Origin of the sequence: Wolbachia endosymbiont of Drosophila mauritiana, from assembly GCF_004795975.1 — a bacterium.
GTDB lineage: Bacteria > Pseudomonadota > Alphaproteobacteria > Rickettsiales > Anaplasmataceae > Wolbachia.
This window is the reverse complement of record NZ_CP034335.1, coordinates 825,105-843,580: the sequence shown is the minus strand read 5'-3', so window position 1 is coordinate 843,580 and position 18,476 is coordinate 825,105. Positions and strand designations below refer to the sequence as shown.

The 18,476-nt window shown below is 33.5% G+C and carries 16 protein-coding genes and 2 pseudogenes; 12 read left to right on the top strand and 6 right to left on the bottom strand.

From position 1 onward, the window contains the following. Positions 1–49 precede the first annotated feature (49 nt). Positions 50–707 (bottom strand): annotated as a pseudogene (locus tag EJB00_RS04100) (IS6 family transposase). 76 nt (positions 708–783) lie between these two features. After that, positions 784–1,659 carry a zinc ABC transporter substrate-binding protein gene (locus tag EJB00_RS04095; protein ID WP_015588426.1) on the bottom strand — a complete coding sequence of 292 codons (876 nt, stop codon included), beginning with the start codon at positions 1,657–1,659 and terminating at the stop codon, positions 784–786. Between EJB00_RS04095 and EJB00_RS04090 the strand changes: the two genes are divergently transcribed. Together EJB00_RS04090 and ubiB are read left to right on the top strand one after the other, a co-directional pair. Next, entirely contained in the window at positions 1,651–2,382 is a 732-nt protein-coding gene (locus EJB00_RS04090) for a metal ABC transporter ATP-binding protein (protein WP_015588427.1), read from the top strand. The genes EJB00_RS04095 and EJB00_RS04090 overlap by 9 nt on opposite strands. Continuing rightward, positions 2,379–3,800 carry a 2-polyprenylphenol 6-hydroxylase gene (gene ubiB, locus EJB00_RS04085; RefSeq protein WP_015588428.1) on the top strand — a complete coding sequence of 474 codons (1,422 nt, stop codon included), beginning with the start codon at positions 2,379–2,381 and terminating at the stop codon, positions 3,798–3,800. The genes EJB00_RS04090 and ubiB overlap by 4 nt, the downstream gene beginning before the upstream one ends. An 87-nt stretch (positions 3,801–3,887) precedes the next feature. Here ubiB and EJB00_RS04080 read toward each other — a convergent pair. Both EJB00_RS04080 and rpmG read right to left on the bottom strand, forming a co-directional pair. Continuing rightward, a pseudogene (locus tag EJB00_RS04080) lies at positions 3,888–4,545 on the bottom strand (IS6 family transposase). 231 nt (positions 4,546–4,776) lie between these two features. After that, entirely contained in the window at positions 4,777–4,977 is a 201-nt protein-coding gene (gene rpmG, locus EJB00_RS04075; RefSeq protein WP_012481745.1) for a 50S ribosomal protein L33, read from the bottom strand. Positions 4,978–5,126: 149 nt separating this feature from the next. Here rpmG and EJB00_RS04070 point away from each other — a divergent pair, with 149 nt between their 5' ends. The 5 genes from EJB00_RS04070 (at position 5,127) to EJB00_RS04050 (ending at position 12,019) form a co-directional block, all read left to right on the top strand. Next, positions 5,127–6,884, top strand: a complete 1,758-nt coding sequence (locus EJB00_RS04070; protein WP_135352707.1) for an Rne/Rng family ribonuclease — start codon at positions 5,127–5,129, stop codon at positions 6,882–6,884. A 73-nt stretch (positions 6,885–6,957) separates the two neighbouring features. Continuing rightward, positions 6,958–8,868 carry a molecular chaperone DnaK gene (gene dnaK / locus EJB00_RS04065; protein WP_135352706.1) on the top strand — a complete coding sequence of 637 codons (1,911 nt, stop codon included), beginning with the start codon at positions 6,958–6,960 and terminating at the stop codon, positions 8,866–8,868. Positions 8,869–8,963: 95 nt separating this feature from the next. Beyond that, complete coding sequence (locus tag EJB00_RS04060) at positions 8,964–9,248, top strand: BolA family protein (RefSeq protein WP_015588431.1); 285 nt, start codon at positions 8,964–8,966, stop codon at positions 9,246–9,248. A 7-nt stretch (positions 9,249–9,255) separates the two neighbouring features. Continuing rightward, the gene (metC, locus tag EJB00_RS04055; RefSeq protein ID WP_015588432.1) at positions 9,256–10,488 is read left to right on the top strand and encodes a cystathionine beta-lyase; all 1,233 of its coding nucleotides are present in this window, start codon (positions 9,256–9,258) and stop codon (positions 10,486–10,488) included. Continuing rightward, positions 10,457–12,019 carry a Mur ligase family protein gene (locus tag EJB00_RS04050; protein ID WP_015588433.1) on the top strand — a complete coding sequence of 521 codons (1,563 nt, stop codon included), beginning with the start codon at positions 10,457–10,459 and terminating at the stop codon, positions 12,017–12,019. Before metC ends, EJB00_RS04050 begins: the two co-directional genes overlap by 32 nt. A 358-nt stretch (positions 12,020–12,377) precedes the next feature. On the opposite strand, the gene miaA is transcribed toward EJB00_RS04050, so the two are convergent. Continuing rightward, positions 12,378–13,271: a tRNA (adenosine(37)-N6)-dimethylallyltransferase MiaA gene (miaA, locus tag EJB00_RS04045; RefSeq protein WP_015588434.1), complete on the bottom strand. Its 894-nt coding sequence runs from the start codon at positions 13,269–13,271 to the stop codon at positions 12,378–12,380. A 75-nt stretch (positions 13,272–13,346) separates the two neighbouring features. On the opposite strand from miaA, the gene EJB00_RS04040 reads away from it, so the two are divergent. The 5 genes from EJB00_RS04040 (at position 13,347) to EJB00_RS04020 (ending at position 16,932) form a co-directional block, all read left to right on the top strand. After that, positions 13,347–13,817 carry a hypothetical protein gene (locus EJB00_RS04040; protein WP_015588435.1) on the top strand — a complete coding sequence of 157 codons (471 nt, stop codon included), beginning with the start codon at positions 13,347–13,349 and terminating at the stop codon, positions 13,815–13,817. Positions 13,818–13,964: 147 nt separating this feature from the next. Then, the gene (locus EJB00_RS04035) at positions 13,965–14,552 is read left to right on the top strand and encodes an L-threonylcarbamoyladenylate synthase (RefSeq protein WP_015588436.1); all 588 of its coding nucleotides are present in this window, start codon (positions 13,965–13,967) and stop codon (positions 14,550–14,552) included. 17 nt (positions 14,553–14,569) lie between these two features. After that, positions 14,570–15,421, top strand: coding sequence for a DNA polymerase III, delta' subunit (locus tag EJB00_RS04030; RefSeq protein WP_015588437.1), 852 nt, complete (start codon positions 14,570–14,572; stop codon positions 15,419–15,421). A gap of 36 nt (positions 15,422–15,457) precedes the next feature. Continuing rightward, positions 15,458–16,252, top strand: a complete 795-nt coding sequence (locus EJB00_RS04025; protein WP_041581380.1) for a hypothetical protein — start codon at positions 15,458–15,460, stop codon at positions 16,250–16,252. Between the two features lie 29 nt (positions 16,253–16,281). Further along, the gene (locus EJB00_RS04020; RefSeq protein WP_015588439.1) at positions 16,282–16,932 is read left to right on the top strand and encodes a VirB8/TrbF family protein; all 651 of its coding nucleotides are present in this window, start codon (positions 16,282–16,284) and stop codon (positions 16,930–16,932) included. Between the two features lie 14 nt (positions 16,933–16,946). Here the strand turns inward: EJB00_RS04020 and EJB00_RS04015 are convergent, their stop codons facing one another. Continuing rightward, positions 16,947–18,434, bottom strand: a complete 1,488-nt coding sequence (locus EJB00_RS04015) for a proton-conducting transporter transmembrane domain-containing protein (protein ID WP_135352705.1) — start codon at positions 18,432–18,434, stop codon at positions 16,947–16,949. Positions 18,435–18,476: the final 42 nt, after the last annotated feature.

Sequence of the window (18,476 nt, the reverse complement as noted above, 5' to 3'; positions counted from 1 at the left end):
CATCTATAAACCATAGAAAAGAAGATCATTAAAGCTGAGATTATAGGAGTTATAGAGCCATTAACATAGCAAAATTCTCAAAAGTAGAAACATTGTCATTAGCTCCGATAATTTGTTTTTTCTGAATCATGCGAATATTTTCTATACCTGTAATAGTAATCTTTGCGGAATGAAAATTTTTAAAACTAAGCATAGGCTTTATTCGCTTCTTGATAAACCTATCAACAATATTATTTAGATATTTTATTTGAAGAACTGTAATCTTCAGAAATTTCTGCATTCAAATCATCAAGAGCAGCAGTATTACTGCCGCTTTTATCAATGACAATTTTCTCAGGAAGATAGTTACTCCTGAAGGCTTTACGAAAGAATGCAAGTGCTGCAGACTTGTCTCTACTAACACACAAGAGGAAGTCTACAGTATTACCAATAGTGCTCTATATAAATAAACCCATTTACCGTTTAATTTAATGTAGGTCTCTCCAACTACTACCAACCTGCTTCTTTCTTTTCCTTACTGCCTAATCTATCAGTGGTAATAAACCACTTTGTAACGTAGCATGGTCAATTTTTGCTCCCCTTATACTCATAATTTCTTCCAAATCTCGATAGCTCAAAGAGAATCGACATTTCATGTATACAGATAACATCGCTGAAAAGCTAAATCCTTTGAAGTATGGCAATAATTTTTGATTGATACGAAACATCTTTGCTTTATTTTTAGACAATTATATCATTCTTCTTTCTACTTCTCTACAAATGCGACAGAACCAAAAGAACTCATTACTCAGTGAAACAAGACTTGAAATTTTGTGCAATGCTGCTGATTATATCTAGATATGCATCCTTTCCAGGCTCTACATCTGATCCAATAGGATCAAGAATCACCATTTTTACGTCACTAGAAAAGACATTAGGCTTTATGCTATCCTCTCGTGAATGAGAAACAATACATTTAACGTTTTCCTCTTTCATTACCTTTTTTAATTTCATTAAACTCTTCATACCTATGTAAGAATCCTCTTCTATAGAAAGAATGGCGCTTGGGTAACTTAAATCAAAATATTTTTCGAAATATTGATAAGCATCGTGAGTAACTATGTATTTTTGATTTTTTAACTCATCCAATTCTTTCGTAATTTTTTCTACTTCTTGGTCTATCTTTCTTATAGCCTCCTCTGCGTTAGTATTGTATCGATAGGCATTTTCTTTATCTATATTAGATAATGTTGCACTGATAGAAAGTATCATACTTTTTGCATTTTCAGGACTCAGCCAAATATGCAAATCTTTTTCATCTTGAATGTGACTAGAAAATGAATGTGGTCGGGCAGGAAGTAGATCGATTGCACTTGATAACGGTATTAACTTCTTATTTTCTTTAGCGAAAGTTTTAATGAATGTTTCCAAAGAATCATCGGTATAAAATATAATATTACTAGATTCTAATTTACTTGCGTCTGAAGGCCTGAGCATGTAGTTATGTTCAGACACTACTTCGTACATTAGTAGTTCTGGCTTTGAAATTCCATCTGTAACAGAAGCTACAAGTGAGTGTATAGGTTTGATTGTAGCTACAATTTTTAAATTGGATGAAAAGGCACTATTGTAGTATAATGTAAATGAAAGTAATAGAAAAAAAAACAGTAAATGTCTCATATAAGTGTTGAGAAGAAGTCAATTTTTGACAAAAAATTAAGTAGTGTCAATAACTGCATTCTAAAAATAGAAAACCTTACTCTTTCATACGGTAATAAAAAAGTTCTTGATAATATCAACATATCAGTACAAAGAGGAGATATAGTTACAATACTTGGTCCAAATGGCGGAGGTAAAACCTCTTTAGTGAAAGCAGTTGCTGGTATAAATAAAGGTTTTATTGGCAGTATTGTATTCGCTGACAATATAAAAATTAGCTATATGCCACAAAATTTTAGTATTGGTAATTTGATGCCAATAACAGTTGAGTCTTTCCTTTTCAATAGCTCCTCGAAGAAATTGAAGAAAAATCAACCCATTGTTACAGAAGCAATAGAATTGGTTGGTATCGGTAACATCCTAAAAAATCAAGTATTAGAAATCTCTGCAGGACAAACACAATTACTGCTGCTTGCACGCTGTTTAATTTCAGAATCTGATTTGATCATTTTAGATGAGCCAGTCAGTGCAATGGATATTAACGCACGAGCTAAATTTTATGATATTATAAATAAAATCGCAAAAGAACGATCAGTGTCAATTCTCATGACTTCTCATGATCTTAACTCTGCTCTACCATCCTCAGATTACATAATTTGCATAAATAATACTATCTATTATCAAGGTAAACCTGATGAAATTATGGAGATAAATGAAATATTTGGCAGTTACGCAGCGAAATGATTCAAAATATTCTACGTCTTCTGCAAATAACTACAGTGCTAACACGCTACAATGTGTTACCTTATTTACTTCCACCATCAAAAAAATCAATAAATAAAATACAAGGTCATAAACTAAAGCGTGCTCTTGAAAGATTAGGTCCGGTGTTCATTAAATTTGGGCAATCCATTTCATCACGCACTGATATTTTAAATGAGGATATAACAAATAACTTGCTATTGATATGTGATAGATTGCCATCATTTTCGTATAAAATAGCAGTTAAAACTATAGAAAGTGAGTTTAATTGTAAATTAAGCGATATTTTTTCAAGCTTTTCTGAAAAGCCAATTGCAGCAGCATCAATTTCTCAAGTGCATAGAGCAGTTACAACTGCGGGTAAGGAAGTTGCTGTAAAGGTTTTAAGGCCAAATATTGAGAAAACCTTCTCAAGGGATATAAAAATGCTTTCTTGGCTTGCAGAAATTGCAGAAAAATTTAGTGAACAATCAAAAAGGCTGAAGCCAGTTGAATTAGTCAAAACTTTTGCTGAAATTTGCCGATTAGAGTTAGATCTACGCTTTGAGGCTGCCCACTCTTCGGAACTGAAGGAAAATACTAAACATGACAGAGGTTTCTACGTACCTGAAATAGATTGGAGTAGAACTTCAAAAAAGGTTTTAACATTAGAATGGATGGAAGCTATACCAATATACGAAGTTGAAAAGCTGAATAACCGCAAGCAAATAGCTATCAATCTTATAGAATCGTTTTGTAATCAGGTGTATAGGGATTGCTTTTTTCATGCTGATATGCATCCAGGAAATCTAATGATTGATAGTAACAACAATATTATTGCCCTGGATTGTGGAATCATGGGTAGAATAGATCGTGAGACATGCTATTACGTTATAGAGATACTCAAAGGCTTTTTAAATCGGGATTATGATCACGTTGCAAAAATGCACTTTAGAGCCGGTTATGTTCCATCACAGCATAGAAATTTTATTACAGCTTGCAGAGCAATAGGTGAGCCCATTGTTGGACAGCCTATACGAAAGATTTCATTTGCTCGCTTACTTACTCAGCTATTAAAAATAACTGGTGATTTTGATATGAAAGTTCAAACACAATTATTATTACTGCAGAAAACTATGATTTTATTAGAAGGGACATGTAGGAAAGTCTATCCAGAAATCAATATGTGGAAAGTAGTTGAAACATGGATAAGCAGTCAACATGAAAGTAAAATAGGATATAGGGAAAAAATTAAAAGTTCTTATCCCATAAAAGCAATCCAAGGAATATTTACCCTTATAGAAAAATTAAACCTAATAGCTGATAAAAAATTACAAGTGAAAAATAGATCAAATGGAAAAATCTATTTTTTATTGTGGTCTGTAATTATAATTCTAATTGTTAAAATTTTAATTACTTGAACTAAAAGATAACAAAAGCAAGTTTACAGGTTCTGTCACATCTATAAACCATAGAAAAGAAGATCATTAAAGCTGAGATTATAGGAGTTATAGAGCCATTAACATAGCAAAATTCTCAAAAGTAGAAACATTGTCATTAGCTCCGATAATTTGTTTTTTCTGAATCATGCGAATATTTTCTATACCTGTAATAGTAATCTTTGCGGAATGAAAATTTTTAAAACTAAGCATAGGCTTTATTCGCTTCTTGATAAACCTATCAACAATATTATTTAGATATTTTATTTGAAGAACTGTAATCTTCAGAAATTTCTGCATTCAAATCATCAAGAGCAGCAGTATTACTGCCGCTTTTATCAATGACAATTTTCTCAGGAAGATAGTTACTCCTGAAGGCTTTACGAAAGAATGCAAGTGCTGCAGACTTGTCTCTACTAACACACAAGAGGAAGTCTACAGTATTACCAATAGTGCTCTATATAAATAAACCCATTTACCGTTTAATTTAATGTAGGTCTCTCCAACTACTACCAACCTGCTTCTTTCTTTTCCTTACTGCCTAATCTATCAGTGGTAATAAACCACTTTGTAACGTAGCATGGTCAATTTTTGCTCCCCTTATACTCATAATTTCTTCCAAATCTCGATAGCTCAAAGAGAATCGACATTTCATGTATACAGATAACATCGCTGAAAAGCTAAATCCTTTGAAGTATGGCAATAATTTTTGATTGATACGAAACATCTTTGCTTTATTTTTAGACAATTATATCATTCTTCTTTCTACTTCCCTACAAATGCGACAGAACCGTTGAGCAAGTATTCTAGGGAAAACCCTTCGATTTTGATCTACTAACATATGCACTTTAGGCTAGCTAATCTTCAAAGTATTTTCTGTGTTTTGTACTTTTATCTTATACTGTTTAGCTCTATCGTTATAGTATAACTTGGTTATAAATTGTATATAACGATAAACTTACTTTAATTTTTCTTCTTTAAATAATACGTGTCTTCTGACCACTGGGTCATACTTCCTAAACTCGAGCTTCTTGGGAAGGTTCTTAGGATTACGTTTTTTTACACAAAAATAGCCTGTTAGTTTCTCTTCTCCAGTTTTTGTTGTTTTAGTTGCAGTGCTAACCAGCTTGACAAGCAAAGAAGCATTTTTTTTCGCCATAATTGTTAGTGATATAATAAACTCTATGCAAGTTTATTACGCAAAACACTAAAAGTCAACCCAATAATGCAGATCGCAAAATTCTTGACAATCAATAATGTATTAAGTAGCATAAGAACATTTCAGAATGAAAAGCAGACGGTAAATAAGTGGCAAGTGATGGCAAAAGGTTATTGTTGATAGAAAGTACTACCTGTTCTAACGAGGTAAGGGTTGCCCTACTAGTTAATGATAGGGTTGTAGAGTTTGAACAAGAATTCAAGGAAAAAAGACAATTAAGAGGTAATATATACGTTGCTTATATAAAGCGTATAGAGCCTGCTTTGCAGGCCGTGTTCATTGAGTATGGAAAAAATAAGCAAGGTTTTTTGTCTTTTTCTGAGATATCTCTAAATTACTTTAATATTCCAGAAAAAGAGAAGGAAATTTTCCCTGACGAAGGCTATTCGAGTGGTGTGGACTGTTCAAATGATAATTGCACAGAAGAAGGCCTAGATTCTACAGCTAGTAATGAATCCAGCAGTGGTTTTGTGAGGGAGGTACCTTTACATAGAAAATATAAGTTACAAGATGTGATTTCAGTAAATCAAAAGTTATTGGTTCAATTAACTAAAGAAGAACGAGGAAATAAAGGAGCTTCATTTACAACATACGTAACTTTGGTCGGTAGATACTGTGTTTTCATGCCCAATTCCATAAGTAGGGGTGGAGTATCTCGCAGAATTGAAGATACCAACGTTAGAAAACAGTTAAAGGATATATTAGATTCAATAAATTTACCAAAAAGTTCAGGTTTAATAGTAAGAACTGTTGGTGCAGGAAAAAGTAAGAAAGAAATTGAGCAAGATTACAATAATTTGACCTTATTATGGCAAAATATCCAGCAAAACTTCTCTTCTTTAAATGTTCCATCATTAATTTACAACGAAGCAGATGTAGTTATGAGATCTGTACGTGACTTTTGTAGTAATGATACAGAAATTATAGTATCTGATAGAGAAGTTTGTGAAGCGGTAAGAAAATACACTAAAAATGTGTTACAAGGAAAATTACGTCCTAGGTTATATAGAGGCTCTGTTCCAATCTTTACTTACTATCGAGTCGAAGATCAAATTTCTGAATTATATAGCAATAGAGTAGAATTACCATCTGGTGGGTCTTTGGTGATAACCTTAACTGAGGCATTTGTTTCAATAGACGTAAATTCAGGAAAAATGACAGGAGAAGATAACATAGAAGAAACAGCTTATAGAACTAATATGGAGGCATTATCTGAAATATCAAGGCAAGCGAATCTCAGGGGCTTATCAGGGTTAATAGTTGTTGATTTTATTGACATGTTGAAACTTGAGTATTGCAAAAATGTTGAATTTGCTATCAAGCAGGCGTTTAAAGATGATAGAGCTAAAGTTCAATTTAGCTTTATCAATGACTTTGGTTTAATGGTCTTTTCAAGACAAAGAATTAAACCAAATATACAGGAAATTAATACTACAGAGTGTTTGCGCTGTAAAGGTATTGGAAGAGTGAAATCAAACGAAGTGGTTGTTGCATCGATACTAAGGGATTTGCAACATATTGCTAATAAAAATCAAAATAAGTCCTTTGATTTAATAGCACGCAGTGCAGTTATAGCGCACATTTTTAATAATAAGCGTGATATGGTTTCTACAATCGAAAAAGAGTTCAATATTACATTAAATGTTAGTATTGATAATAGTTTAGATGCAGATACATTTATTTTAAAGCAAGGAGATCATGTTAATTTTAATGATTATAAGCCATTGCAGAATTGTGGATGTCAAATTGTGAATAGCAGGGATAAAGAAGCTGGTAGTTCAGATAAACTACCGGGCAACTTTTGGTTAACTAAATGGCTTTCGCGCCTTTTGAGCTCTAACAACTAAACGGGACTTGTAATTAACGAGTTTTATACTTATATATTTTACATCAGATAATATTTAAAAGGGAGTATTCATTATGGGAAGAGCAATAGGTATAGATCTTGGAACAACAAATTCTTGTGTTGCAATAATGCAAGGCAAGGATGCAAAAGTAATCGAGAATAAAGAAGGAGCAAGAACTACTCCATCTATAGTTGCATTTACTTCATCTGGAGAAAGGTTGATTGGCGCTCCAGCAAAAAGGCAAGCAACTACCAATGCAAGTAATACTTTTTTTGCAACTAAGAGATTGATAGGTCGCCAATATAGTGATCCTGAAATGAAAAATCTACAAGCTCCATATAAAGTGTTTGCAGCAAAAAATGGGGATGCATGGGTTAAAACAACTGATAGTAAAGAATACTCTCCTAGTCAAATTGGTGCATTTATACTACAAAATCTGAAAGAAGCAGCTGAGGCTTATCTTGGGGAGGAAGTAAAAGATGCTGTGATAACAGTGCCGGCGTACTTCAATGATTCTCAACGTCAAGCAACAAAAGATGCAGGAAAAATTGCTGGATTAAATGTCCTCAGAATAATTAACGAACCAACTGCTGCAGCACTTGCTTATGGTCTTGATAAAAAGCACGGACACACAATAGTAGTGTATGATCTTGGTGGTGGTACATTTGATATTTCAGTTCTTGAAATAGGTGACGGAGTTTTTGAAGTAAAGGCTACAAATGGTGATACTCACCTTGGAGGGGAAGACTTCGATAATGCAGTAGTAAATTATTTACTGGGTGAATTCAAGAAAAGTAATGGCATTGATTTGAAAAACGATCCAATGGCTATGCAAAGAATCAAAGAAGCTGCAGAAAAAGCAAAGGTAGAATTGTCAAGTGCAATGGAAACAGAAGTAAATCTACCGTTTGTTACAGCTGATGCAAGTGGCCCAAAACACTTAAATATGAAGCTAACAAGAGCAAAGCTTGAAAGTTTAGTGAATGATTTGATTGAAAGGACTATAATTCCTTGCAAAAAAGCTCTTGAAGATGCTGGTTTGTCTGCTAGTCAAATTGGTGAAGTAGTTCTTGTTGGTGGCATGACTCGTATGCCAAAAGTCATAGAGAAAGTTAAAGAATTCTTTGGCAAAGATCCACACAGAGGGGTTAACCCTGATGAAGTTGTAGCAATTGGAGCTGCAATACAAGCAGGGATCATTCAAGGTGACGTAAGAGATGTGTTACTACTTGATGTAACTCCACTTTCCCTTGGTATTGAAACTTTAGGGGGAGTATTTACTCCACTTATTGAACGTAATACTACTATTCCTACTAAAAAATCTCAGGTATTTTCAACTGCAGATGATAACCAAACAGCTGTTACAATTAAGGTGCATCAAGGTGAAAGAAAATTGGCGATTGATAATAAACTGCTTGGTCAGTTTAGTTTAGAAGGAATACCACCTGCTCTTCGCGGGGTTCCTCAAATTGAGGTGACATTTGATATAGATGCAAATGGAATAGCGCATGTTTCTGCAAAGGATAAAGCTACTGGAAAAGAGCAAAAAATACGTATTCAGTCTTCAGGTGGTTTATCGGAGGATGAAATAAATCGGATGGTGAGAGAAGCTGAGGAAAAAGCACAAGAAGATGAAAAGCGTAAGAAATTTATTGAAGTGAAGAATCAAGCGGATAGTTTAGTTCATTCTACAGAAAAATCTCTGACAGAATATGGTGATAAAATTTCTCCAGAAGATAAATCTGCTATTGAAAATGCAGTTAATGAGCTAAAGGAAGTGAGTAAATCTGACAACATTGATGATGCTGATTCAATACAACAGAAAGTTACTAACTTCTCTCAGTTATCTATGAAACTTGGAGAAGCTATGTATAAGGAATCTCAACAACAAGGTGGAGAAAGCTCATCCACAACAAATAATGAGGAAGAAAAAGTAGTAGATTCTGATTATCAAGACATAGATAATAAAGAGGAAAATAAGTAATTGTGATTGCTGTATCACTCTTCTTGTCATTTCAGTATTTGAAGCTGGAATGACAAGAGGAAGACTATACTGTATTGTTGCTTAAAGGAACTATTGTGGATATTATTAAGACAATAGAAGAAAAATTACGCGATTCAATAGGTGTAATTGATATTAATATTATCGATGAATCAGCAAAGCATGTAGATCATTATTTTGCTTCTTCTTCGACACTACCTTCACATATCAAATTAGTATTAATATCTAACGACTTTTCTGGAATGAGCTCTTTGAAGAGGCATAAATTGATCTATGAATTATTAAAGAGTGAAATAGAACGAGTACATGCGATTTCTCTTAACTTATATACGCAAAGTGAATATAATTTAAAAAATAAATAGTAGAAACGTGAGAGGAGAGTCTTTATTAGTTAAAGCAGGAAGAAAATTTAATGATTATAAAGGATCGATGAACCCACCAGTTTATCATTCTTCTACCATATTATTTCCTACTTACAAGGATTACTTAAGTGCAGCGAATGGGGAGAGTATATATGATGTGATCAATGATGGTGTTGCAAGGGATTACAGCTATAGTAATGTTGGTACGCCTACTGTTCATTATTTTTCAAATGCACTGGCTGAAATTGAGGGTAGGGGGCAAGCACTCATTTACCCTTCTGGATTATTTGCACTTACTTTTGCTATTTTGACTTTCACTAAAGCAGGTTCGCATGTCTTGATACAAGATAATAGTTATTATAGACTAAAGAGATTTGCCGAAAATGAACTACCAAAAAGAGGAGTAGAAGTAACTTTTTATGATCCGACACAGGATATAACTGATTTAGTTCAGAGTAACACTTCACTCATCATGATTGAGACGCCTGGTTCTATAACGTTTGAGATTTCGAATGTAGAGCATATAGTAAAAGTTGCTAAAGAACGTGGAATTGTAACCGTTTGTGACAATTCATGGGCCACTCCTTTGTTGTTTAAGCCGCTTGATTATGGAGTTGATATTGCACTATATGCGGTGACAAAGTATCTAGCTGGTCACTCAGATTTAGTGATGGGAGCTATGGTTGCTGAAGGTGAAACTTTTAAATTGCTTTATGAGAGCTATAAAAATTATGGAGTCACCATTCAATCGCATGACTGTTACCTTGCACACAGGGGACTTAGAACACTGCAAACACGCATGAGGAAGCATCAAAGTACAGCAATGCAAGTGGCAAAGTTGCTGGAAAAACATCCAAAAATCAAAAGGGTTTTGTATCCAGCACTTCCCTCCCATCCTCAACATGAATTATGGGAAAGTTATTTCAAAGGGGCAAGTAGTGTATTTAGTATAGTACTAGATAGAGAATATTCATGTGAGGAACTAAGCTGCATGGTTGATCACATGAAAGTTTTCGGCATCGGTGCTTCTTGGGGAGGATGTGACAGTTTGATATTACCAATAGACCATAGATCTATGTCAAGATCTGTAATGAATTCAGATTATGGTGGAAGTTTTGTGCGAATATTTTGCGGACTAGAAGATCCTGAAGATTTGATTTTTGACTTGAATACTGCATTAATAAGACTGCCATGTTCAAGTATTAAAGATGATTGTGAGACTGAAAGAGCTACTGCATAACATTGTAAATGCTGACTTTGATATTGAAATCAAAGGCGTCACATGTAATCCTAAGAGAGTTAAAGAAGGTTACCTTTTTGTTTGTATATCAGAAAGGAGTAAAGAACACGCAACATGTCTTCCTACTGGATGTGTACACAACTGTGTAGACGTTGTGATACAAGGGGCCAAGAAAGATGTCATCCCAGTGCTCAGACACTGGGATCCAGAAAATTTAATTGTAAACAAGCATACTAGACAATTGTATAATGAAAACTGGATTCCAGTGTCAAGCACTGGAATGACAAGTACTCCAAGTTTTGCAGTGCTTTACCACTCGGACCCTCAAGGAATATACAGTGAAATAGTCAGCAGGTTTTATCAATTCAAACAACCTAAATATGTTGCTGCTGTAACTGGTACGAATGGTAAAACTTCAGTGGTGGAATTTTGTCGCCAGATTTGGCAAGATAATGCAGCGTCTATAGGAACACTGGGAACATGTGTCAATAATAATAGAAAAGATAATAGCCTTACAACGCCAAGTGCAGATGATCTTTATTCCACATTGCGTGACATAAATAATAAGAACGTAGAACACTTAGCATTAGAAGCTTCAAGCCATGGAATCGATCAATACAGAATCCATGGACTCAGGCTCAATGCTGCAGCTTTTACTAATTTCTCTCAAGATCATTTGGACTATCACAAAAGTATCGATGAGTATTTTGAGGCCAAGAAAAGGTTGTTTGATGAGGTATTGCCAAAAGAAAAAACAGCGATTTTAAATGCGGATATAGGCGAATATGGAGAGTTGCTCAACATAGCTAAAAAGCGTGGTAACAAAGTTATAACCTATGGAAAAAAAAACTCTGACATTACTTTATTAAAGCAGATACCCACTGCCAATGGTCAATACCTGACAATTCAAATCGGTGATGAAATTTATAACGCATTTTTTCCGATTTTTGGGCGATTTCAAGCATATAATTTGTTGTGTGCAATCGGTATAGTTATTTCATCTGGTATGGACTATCAAAGAATGTGTATAGATAAACTCGCTTCTCCACCTGGAAGAATGGAAAAAGTGAACACTTTTGCATTTGTCGATTACGCTCATACTCCAAGTGCACTCAAACAAGCTCTGTTGTCTTTAAAATGGCACTTCAATAAAAAGATAGTTCTAGTGTTCGGTTGTGGCGGGAATCGTGATCAAACAAAACGTGCAGAGATGGGTAAAATAGCACAAATGCTTGCAGGTAAAGTTATAGTCACAGATGACAATCCGCGTGATGAAGATCCGGGGAAAATTCGTCACGATATTTTGTTACATTGCCCTGATGCACTGGAGATAGGAGATAGAAAAAAAGCTATAGAGAAAGGTATAAATATAGCACATGATGAAAATATGATTCTGCTAGTTGCAGGAAAAGGACATGAAAGATTCCAAATAATAGAAGACCAAGCCCTTGAATTTAGTGATGTTGAAGTTATTAGAGAGGGTCAAAAATTTGCTACTGCTGTTTTGCTCTCTCCTTCATCCAATGCCTGAATGGCTTTTTTCCTTAAGTCATAACTGTACGCTGCTGGCATTTTTACCTTCTTGTTACACTAAATCACTATCTTATCTTATTCCTACTATTATGAGAAGAGCTATACAAGGATATGAAAGTGGAGATTGTGGTTACAAGATTAGTGAGAGAATATAGAAAAATTGAGGATGAAATATTGCGTGATATAGTTCATTTAGTGATAAAGGCTCTTACAGGTATAGTAGCGCTTCATAAGTAAGAATACTTTTACAAAGAATTTAATAATCACAATTTAGGCAATGATGAAAGTTCTTTAAGAAAAAAGTTTAATGCTATCAAGAAAAGTTTGCATAGGCATAGCAATATAATACATAATAATCAAAATATTCCAAATTCTGTCAATTTGCTTGCACAGTCAATTACTTCAGAACTTGGGAACTGGTTTTTAAACCAAGTGTACTGGCGTTTTGCGTAGTGTCTTGTGTTTGTTTGAGCAATCTGTATTGCTTCGTCTAAAGTAATCTCCCCTTTTAAGTATCTTATAATTTCTGGTACTCCATGTGCTTTCATAGCTGGCAAATGTGGAGATGGGTTCATGCTAAGTAGGTTTTTTACTTCATCAATTGCTCCATTTTCAACCATTTCAATAAAACGAGAATTTATTTTTCGGTATATACCCTCACGTTTAGGTAGAATTGTATATACCTTAAAATTATTGAACAAAGGAGGCTGTCTATTTTCTTGCCATACAAAGATTGTCTTGCCAGTTTCAGTGATAACTTCAAGTGCTCTTGAGAGGCGATGTGAGTCATTAATAAATATTTTACCTTGAATCCTTGGATCTTTGCTTAGCACTAATTTGTAGAATTCCTCTTTACTTAAATTTTTCCTAAGTTCATTTACGTTTTCTCTCACTTCCTGGCTTATTTGTGGAATCGATGATAATCCCTTGATTAAGCTGCTAATGTAAAGCCCACTTCCTCCAGTGATGATGGGTATTCGTGAATTTTTCAGCGCGTTGTTAACTTCCCTCTTTAAATCCTCTAGCCATAAACCTACGGAATAATTTTCTCTTGCTGAAACATAACCGTATAGCCTATAAAATTCTTTCTGCTTTGGTGGTTGAGCGGTAATTACGGGAATCTCTTTGTATACCTGCTTTGAGTCACAGTTTATTATGCTAATGTTTTTATACTTTTTTATCAAGTTATCGCATAATTCTGATTTACCTGAGGCTGTAATTCCTGTAATAATTACTATATTATCTTTCATTTACATTAATTTAACTAACCTATGATAGGGTGTAGTAAAAATTTGGATTCTACAATCTAAAATTTGGAGACTTTTATGGCAGAAAATGATAACGATAACTCATTTACTAAGCGTTTTACAAATAGGACTTCTAATGAGACAAGAGGAGGTTTTTCCAGTAAGTATTCATCTCAAAATACCAAAGAACATGCACTAGGAGCAAAAGGAAAAATTTCTGAATTGGCAAACAAAAAAGCTGAAGCCAAGGAAGCTTTTTCTGAAAGTGGCGGCATAAAGAGTAAAAGCAGAACTATCAATGAAAGATCCTTTGCTGATGCAACAAGAAGAAGTAGATCAGATCTCATATACTTAGTCCGTGGTAAAGACCGTGGAAGGTCAGCTTGGCACTATGTATTAGTTGATAAAGAAAAAAGAGAGATGTTTCTAGCAAAAAGCAGAACTGGCTCTATAGATGTTGCAGATTATGGAGAGATTTTATATTCAGGATGGGGAGATGATCCACCACAGACGATAGTCGATAAAATCAATGAGGAGTTCGGGTTGTAGCAGATCTGTTGTAAAAGTGAGCAGTTGCTGATAAAATTTATTGTAAGTATGCAATAGATGCGCGCTAGCCATTTCGGTATCTTAATTGCTACCATATAGCGAGATAACGGTAAACCCAGAGCTATTGTAGACATAAGTTTTAGCTATATGGTATTTGAAGTAATAAATGCAATAAAAAATAATTTGTTAGCATGCTTTCCAACAGAGACAGTATATGCTCTTTCTTGTAATGCGCTAGGTAAGGAATCTATAGAAAAAATATATCGAATAAAAAAGCGTTCTCAAAACAAGCCGCTCTCTGTATTTGTTAGTAATATTGATAGTTTGATAAATATAGCAAAGGTAAAGGAAGAGTATATCGATTTAATAAACTATTTTTCTCCTGGACCAATGACCTATATTTTACCACTTCAAGATAACAGTATATTACCAAATGAGTGCTTTAAAGATAGTATAGGCATAAGAATTCCTGATCATCCTATTGCGATTTCAATATTAAATGAACTGAAAACTCCAGTAGTTGCAACTAGTATTAACATTTCAGGAGAAAAAAGTATATGCAAAGCAAGAGATATACCTCAGTCTATTAAGCAACACTTATCTGCAGTAATTGAAGATGATGAATTAGTTTCTGGTATAGAATCTACTATTATTGACTTAACTGGAGATAAGATTAAGGTTTTAAGAAAAGGCAAAATTTCATTGCAAACAATAAATAACGCATTTTCAAGCTAAGATCTATAGGAGAAAGAATGAAAAAAGTGATAGGCCACACCCAAGCAAAAAAAAGGATAATGAACAACTTATCTGTTCAATCTTGGCTGGTCTGTGGTAAAAAAGGTATAGGAAAAGCGACATTCGCAAAATCCTTTTCTAATTGGTTTCTTGTCAAAAATTATGATGAAGTAGCATTAGACTTACGAATTGTTGAAGGTGATACAATAGGAGTGGAAAAGGTGAGAGAAATGAAAAACTTTTTGCACTTAAGTCCCATTCAATCAGAATATAAAATAGCTATAATAGATAGCTTAGAGTCAATGACTAATAATGCTAAAAATGCAATATTAAAAATATTAGAGGAGCCGCCACAAAATTCTAAAATACTTATAATTAGCCATAAACCATATGATATACAAACCACCATCCGGTGTAGGTGTTTTCAGCTGAATTTACTTCCATTAACTTACGATGAAACAAAGCAAGTTGTTGCATCTCAATGTAAATTTGACGATAAAATATTTAATGAAACCATGAATTTATTCCCTGGAACTCCAGGAGCAATAATAGATGCAATAAACAGTGGTGCTTATGAAACACATAAGTATTTTTACACGCTTTTCCGTAATCTCAATGATTCTGATATAATTAGCAAAATAATTAATAGTGAAATTGATCTAGAACTAGCGTCACATATAATTCAAACCTTCATTTTAGAAAGTATAAAGAAAGAAGTAAATAATGTTGAAATTCTGCTAAGTCAGTGGAAAGAAATAGATGAACTTTTCGTTGCTGCAAAGCAATTTCGCTTAGATAAAAAACATGTTTTAGCTAATGTAGTTAATATCGTGACACAAAAGTGTAATACTTTTAACATAAATTTATGATAAAATTATGCTAATTTAATACTGAAAGTATATAACTTGAATGATAATAAATTAACTGTATGGCAATCAATAGAAGTTTTGACGAAAACCATATTGAACATGCAGAAAGAATTGAGTTTAATTAAGAATATAGATTCAGATCAAGACGTAACCCTAGAAAAAGGAAAGGAGTTGTTAAGCGGCATTTATGAAGCAAATTTTAAGCTAAACAAGTCAATCAATATAGCTACTTTGCCAAAAATTGGCTATCATATGCTCAATGATGAGCTTGTTGTACGTAATCATATTACGGAAGAGGAAGTAAAGATTCCTAGAGATTTTCATTATCTTAAAGTTATTAAACTCAATCATGATGACTATAAACTAACGTTTTGTAATTTTTTGGGTAATGAGTTTTTTGAATATAAAAAGTATGATCCACAATATTCTGATCTTTCAGATGAATATAAATTCGTGGATTTTGGTAGTGTAAAAAAGACTAATAATCTAAAATTTAAGGAGTATGTTGGTCATGCACCTAAATTTTTTGCTGTAGGAGGTCTTATTGAGCCTGGATCTGAAAACCATGTAATTGATCTATTTGAGCTAGTCAGAGACGGTAAAGGCAGAAAAGTGGGAACCCTTGCTGATGAATTTGGTTATTTTGATGATGAAAATAAATTACACTACTATAATTATCACAAAAGTGCAGAAAGTAATACTTATGATCCTGAAAGCTTCAATGTAAAAATGATAAATTTAGATGTGAGCAAAATCAACAAATTCTACCTTATTGCGGAACAAGGTGATATAGTCATTCATCCTTTTTTGGAAAATTTAGACATATTTTAAAGTTTTTTTAGAGTTATTATAATTAGGTTATGGAAGTTGAATCAGTAAAAAACAAAAGTTATTTCAGGAAAGCAGTAGAATGGTATTGCCACAGATACCTGTTCTGCGTTGTAGAAAGATCTTGGATGGCGTTAATAGCGTTACTTCTCTTAGTATGTTTATTTTTATCATTACTAAACATATACCTATTACTTCCTGTTAAAAAAGATTTAAATTTTGTGAAGTACACGAACCACACAGAAGATGAGTTTTCTACAATACATAAACTTAGTTTTAGTGAAAAAGAAGATGAATACACTTCCATAGCAAGGTACTTGGTAAGTCAATACGTTGAAGCATACGAGTCCTCTCAGATCGTTGAATCAAAGTATCAAGAAAATTTTATAAAAAACAATTCTATATATAAAATCTATCAAGACTTTCAGGAAAAAGTAAACAATGAAGCTGTTTCATCCACAAGAAAAATTACCAACACAAACGTAACAACACTATCTATTGACCGATCGATCAAGGACTTAGTTACATTTGCTGGAAATGCCACTGTACTTTTTGCAGCTGAGCAAAATAAGAAAATGAAAGACTATGCTGTGGAGGTTAGCTTTACTTTATCAAACATGAAAGCAACTCTAACTGGTATAATACCATTTAAATTTATTGTTAACGGCTATAAATACAGGTGATTACATTTAAAAAATTACTTGGTAGCTAAAAAAATAACTAAAGTGCATACAGCAGTAACAACTGGAGGTAAAATTAGAAGCATTGGTGTCTTTTTAATAAAATAATTTCTAGAAGGTTTTAAGAAAAAGGCATTGTAAATTATCGGTAAGAAGTATAGAGCGTTGAGTATAGTACTGACAATTAACACCAGAGCTACAAATACAGAAAGTGTTACATTACTAGAGTTAAAAACAGCTTGAAAAATGAAAAATTTGCTCCAAAAAGTCGGAGCAGGTGGTACCCCTATCATGGACAATGCACCTATAGTAAATGCTATCATACTAATTGGCATACTACGTCCTATACCGTGAATTCTATCTATGTATTTCTCACCTGTTTTCGTTATTATTGCTCCAGCAGTGAAAAACAAAGTGATTTTTGCAAATGCGTGGCAAACTAATTGAAAAATTGCAATCCTCATGCTAAATTCACTAAAAATTGAAGCGAACAATATAATATATGACAACTGAGAGATAGTAGAATAAGCAAGCAATTTCTTTAATTCCTTTTGCTTTAATGCAATTAACGATGCAGTAATAATAGTAAATCCAGCAGCGTACGGAAGCCATCCTCCAGCAAACCAACTTTGCTGTGCAAAACGTTGCATATTATCGATGCCAAAAGTGTATAATATAACTTTGATGATGATGAACACTCCTGATTTCACAACAGCAACAGCATGTAGTAGTGCGCTTACAGGAGTTGGTGCAACCATTGCTTTTGGCAACCAAAAATGCATTGGCATTAATGCAGCTTTTCCTATTCCATAAATCAGCATAGCAAAACACACTGCAATAAAAGTTATGAACGAAGTATCAAACTTGAATATTCCACCTCTTACAAAGTCTAAAGTATGGAATTCATTATATAAGAGGCCTATTGCAGGAAAAAATAACACTAAAGAAGAGAAAAATAGTAAACCAAAGTAATAGCGTCCTGCAATTACTGATTCATTTGTTGAATTGTAAGTAATCAGAGGGTATGTACTAATAGTTAGAAGCTCGTAAAAGACAAATGTAGTGAGCAAATCTCCAGAAAAAGCAATAAACATTGCACAGCTAATCGCTATTGAAAAAAAGCATAGAAAACTCGAGTAGTTACTATCAGCATAGTTATTTCGCATATAACATATTGCATATATACTGGTTAGTACCCACAAAAATGATATTAATAAACTGAATATTGCTCCACTAGACTCTAACTTTAAACTAATATGCAAATTATTACCAAAGTCCATGAGAATAAATTGAGAATGATCACCATACACCAAATATAAAGTGCATAGAGATGTATACGCAAATAGAAGCATAGAAGAAACAACAGTAATGCTATTGTTCACTCTGGGCCATTTACTAGTAAAAGAAATAGCTAATGCACTTAAAAGTGGGATCAACGCAGTAATTAACAAATAATTCTCAGTAATAAAAAGTGGCAAGGAAAGAGATATTAAAACAAAATCCATTAAGTAATTCATCTTTCTGTTTAGGTAAAGCTAAAATTATAT

What these genes read in the sequence shown, in the direction of transcription:
- EJB00_RS04090 (WP_015588427.1), top strand. Translation starts at nt 1,651, where the DNA reads ATGTCTCATATAAGTGTTGAGAAGAAGTCAATTTTTGACAAAAAATTA.
- EJB00_RS04030 (WP_015588437.1), top strand. Translation starts at nt 14,570, where the DNA reads ATGAAAAAAGTGATAGGCCACACCCAAGCAAAAAAAAGGATAATGAAC.
- ubiB (WP_015588428.1), top strand. Translation starts at nt 2,379, where the DNA reads ATGATTCAAAATATTCTACGTCTTCTGCAAATAACTACAGTGCTAACA.
- EJB00_RS04015 (WP_135352705.1), bottom strand. Translation starts at nt 18,434, where the DNA reads ATGGATTTTGTTTTAATATCTCTTTCCTTGCCACTTTTTATTACTGAG.
- EJB00_RS04050 (WP_015588433.1), top strand. Translation starts at nt 10,457, where the DNA reads ATGATTGTGAGACTGAAAGAGCTACTGCATAACATTGTAAATGCTGAC.
- miaA (WP_015588434.1), bottom strand. Translation starts at nt 13,271, where the DNA reads ATGAAAGATAATATAGTAATTATTACAGGAATTACAGCCTCAGGTAAA.
- rpmG (WP_012481745.1), bottom strand. Translation starts at nt 4,977, where the DNA reads ATGGCGAAAAAAAATGCTTCTTTGCTTGTCAAGCTGGTTAGCACTGCA.
- dnaK (WP_135352706.1), top strand. Translation starts at nt 6,958, where the DNA reads ATGGGAAGAGCAATAGGTATAGATCTTGGAACAACAAATTCTTGTGTT.
- EJB00_RS04035 (WP_015588436.1), top strand. Translation starts at nt 13,965, where the DNA reads ATGGTATTTGAAGTAATAAATGCAATAAAAAATAATTTGTTAGCATGC.
- EJB00_RS04040 (WP_015588435.1), top strand. Translation starts at nt 13,347, where the DNA reads ATGGCAGAAAATGATAACGATAACTCATTTACTAAGCGTTTTACAAAT.
- EJB00_RS04095 (WP_015588426.1), bottom strand. Translation starts at nt 1,659, where the DNA reads ATGAGACATTTACTGTTTTTTTTTCTATTACTTTCATTTACATTATAC.
- EJB00_RS04020 (WP_015588439.1), top strand. Translation starts at nt 16,282, where the DNA reads ATGGAAGTTGAATCAGTAAAAAACAAAAGTTATTTCAGGAAAGCAGTA.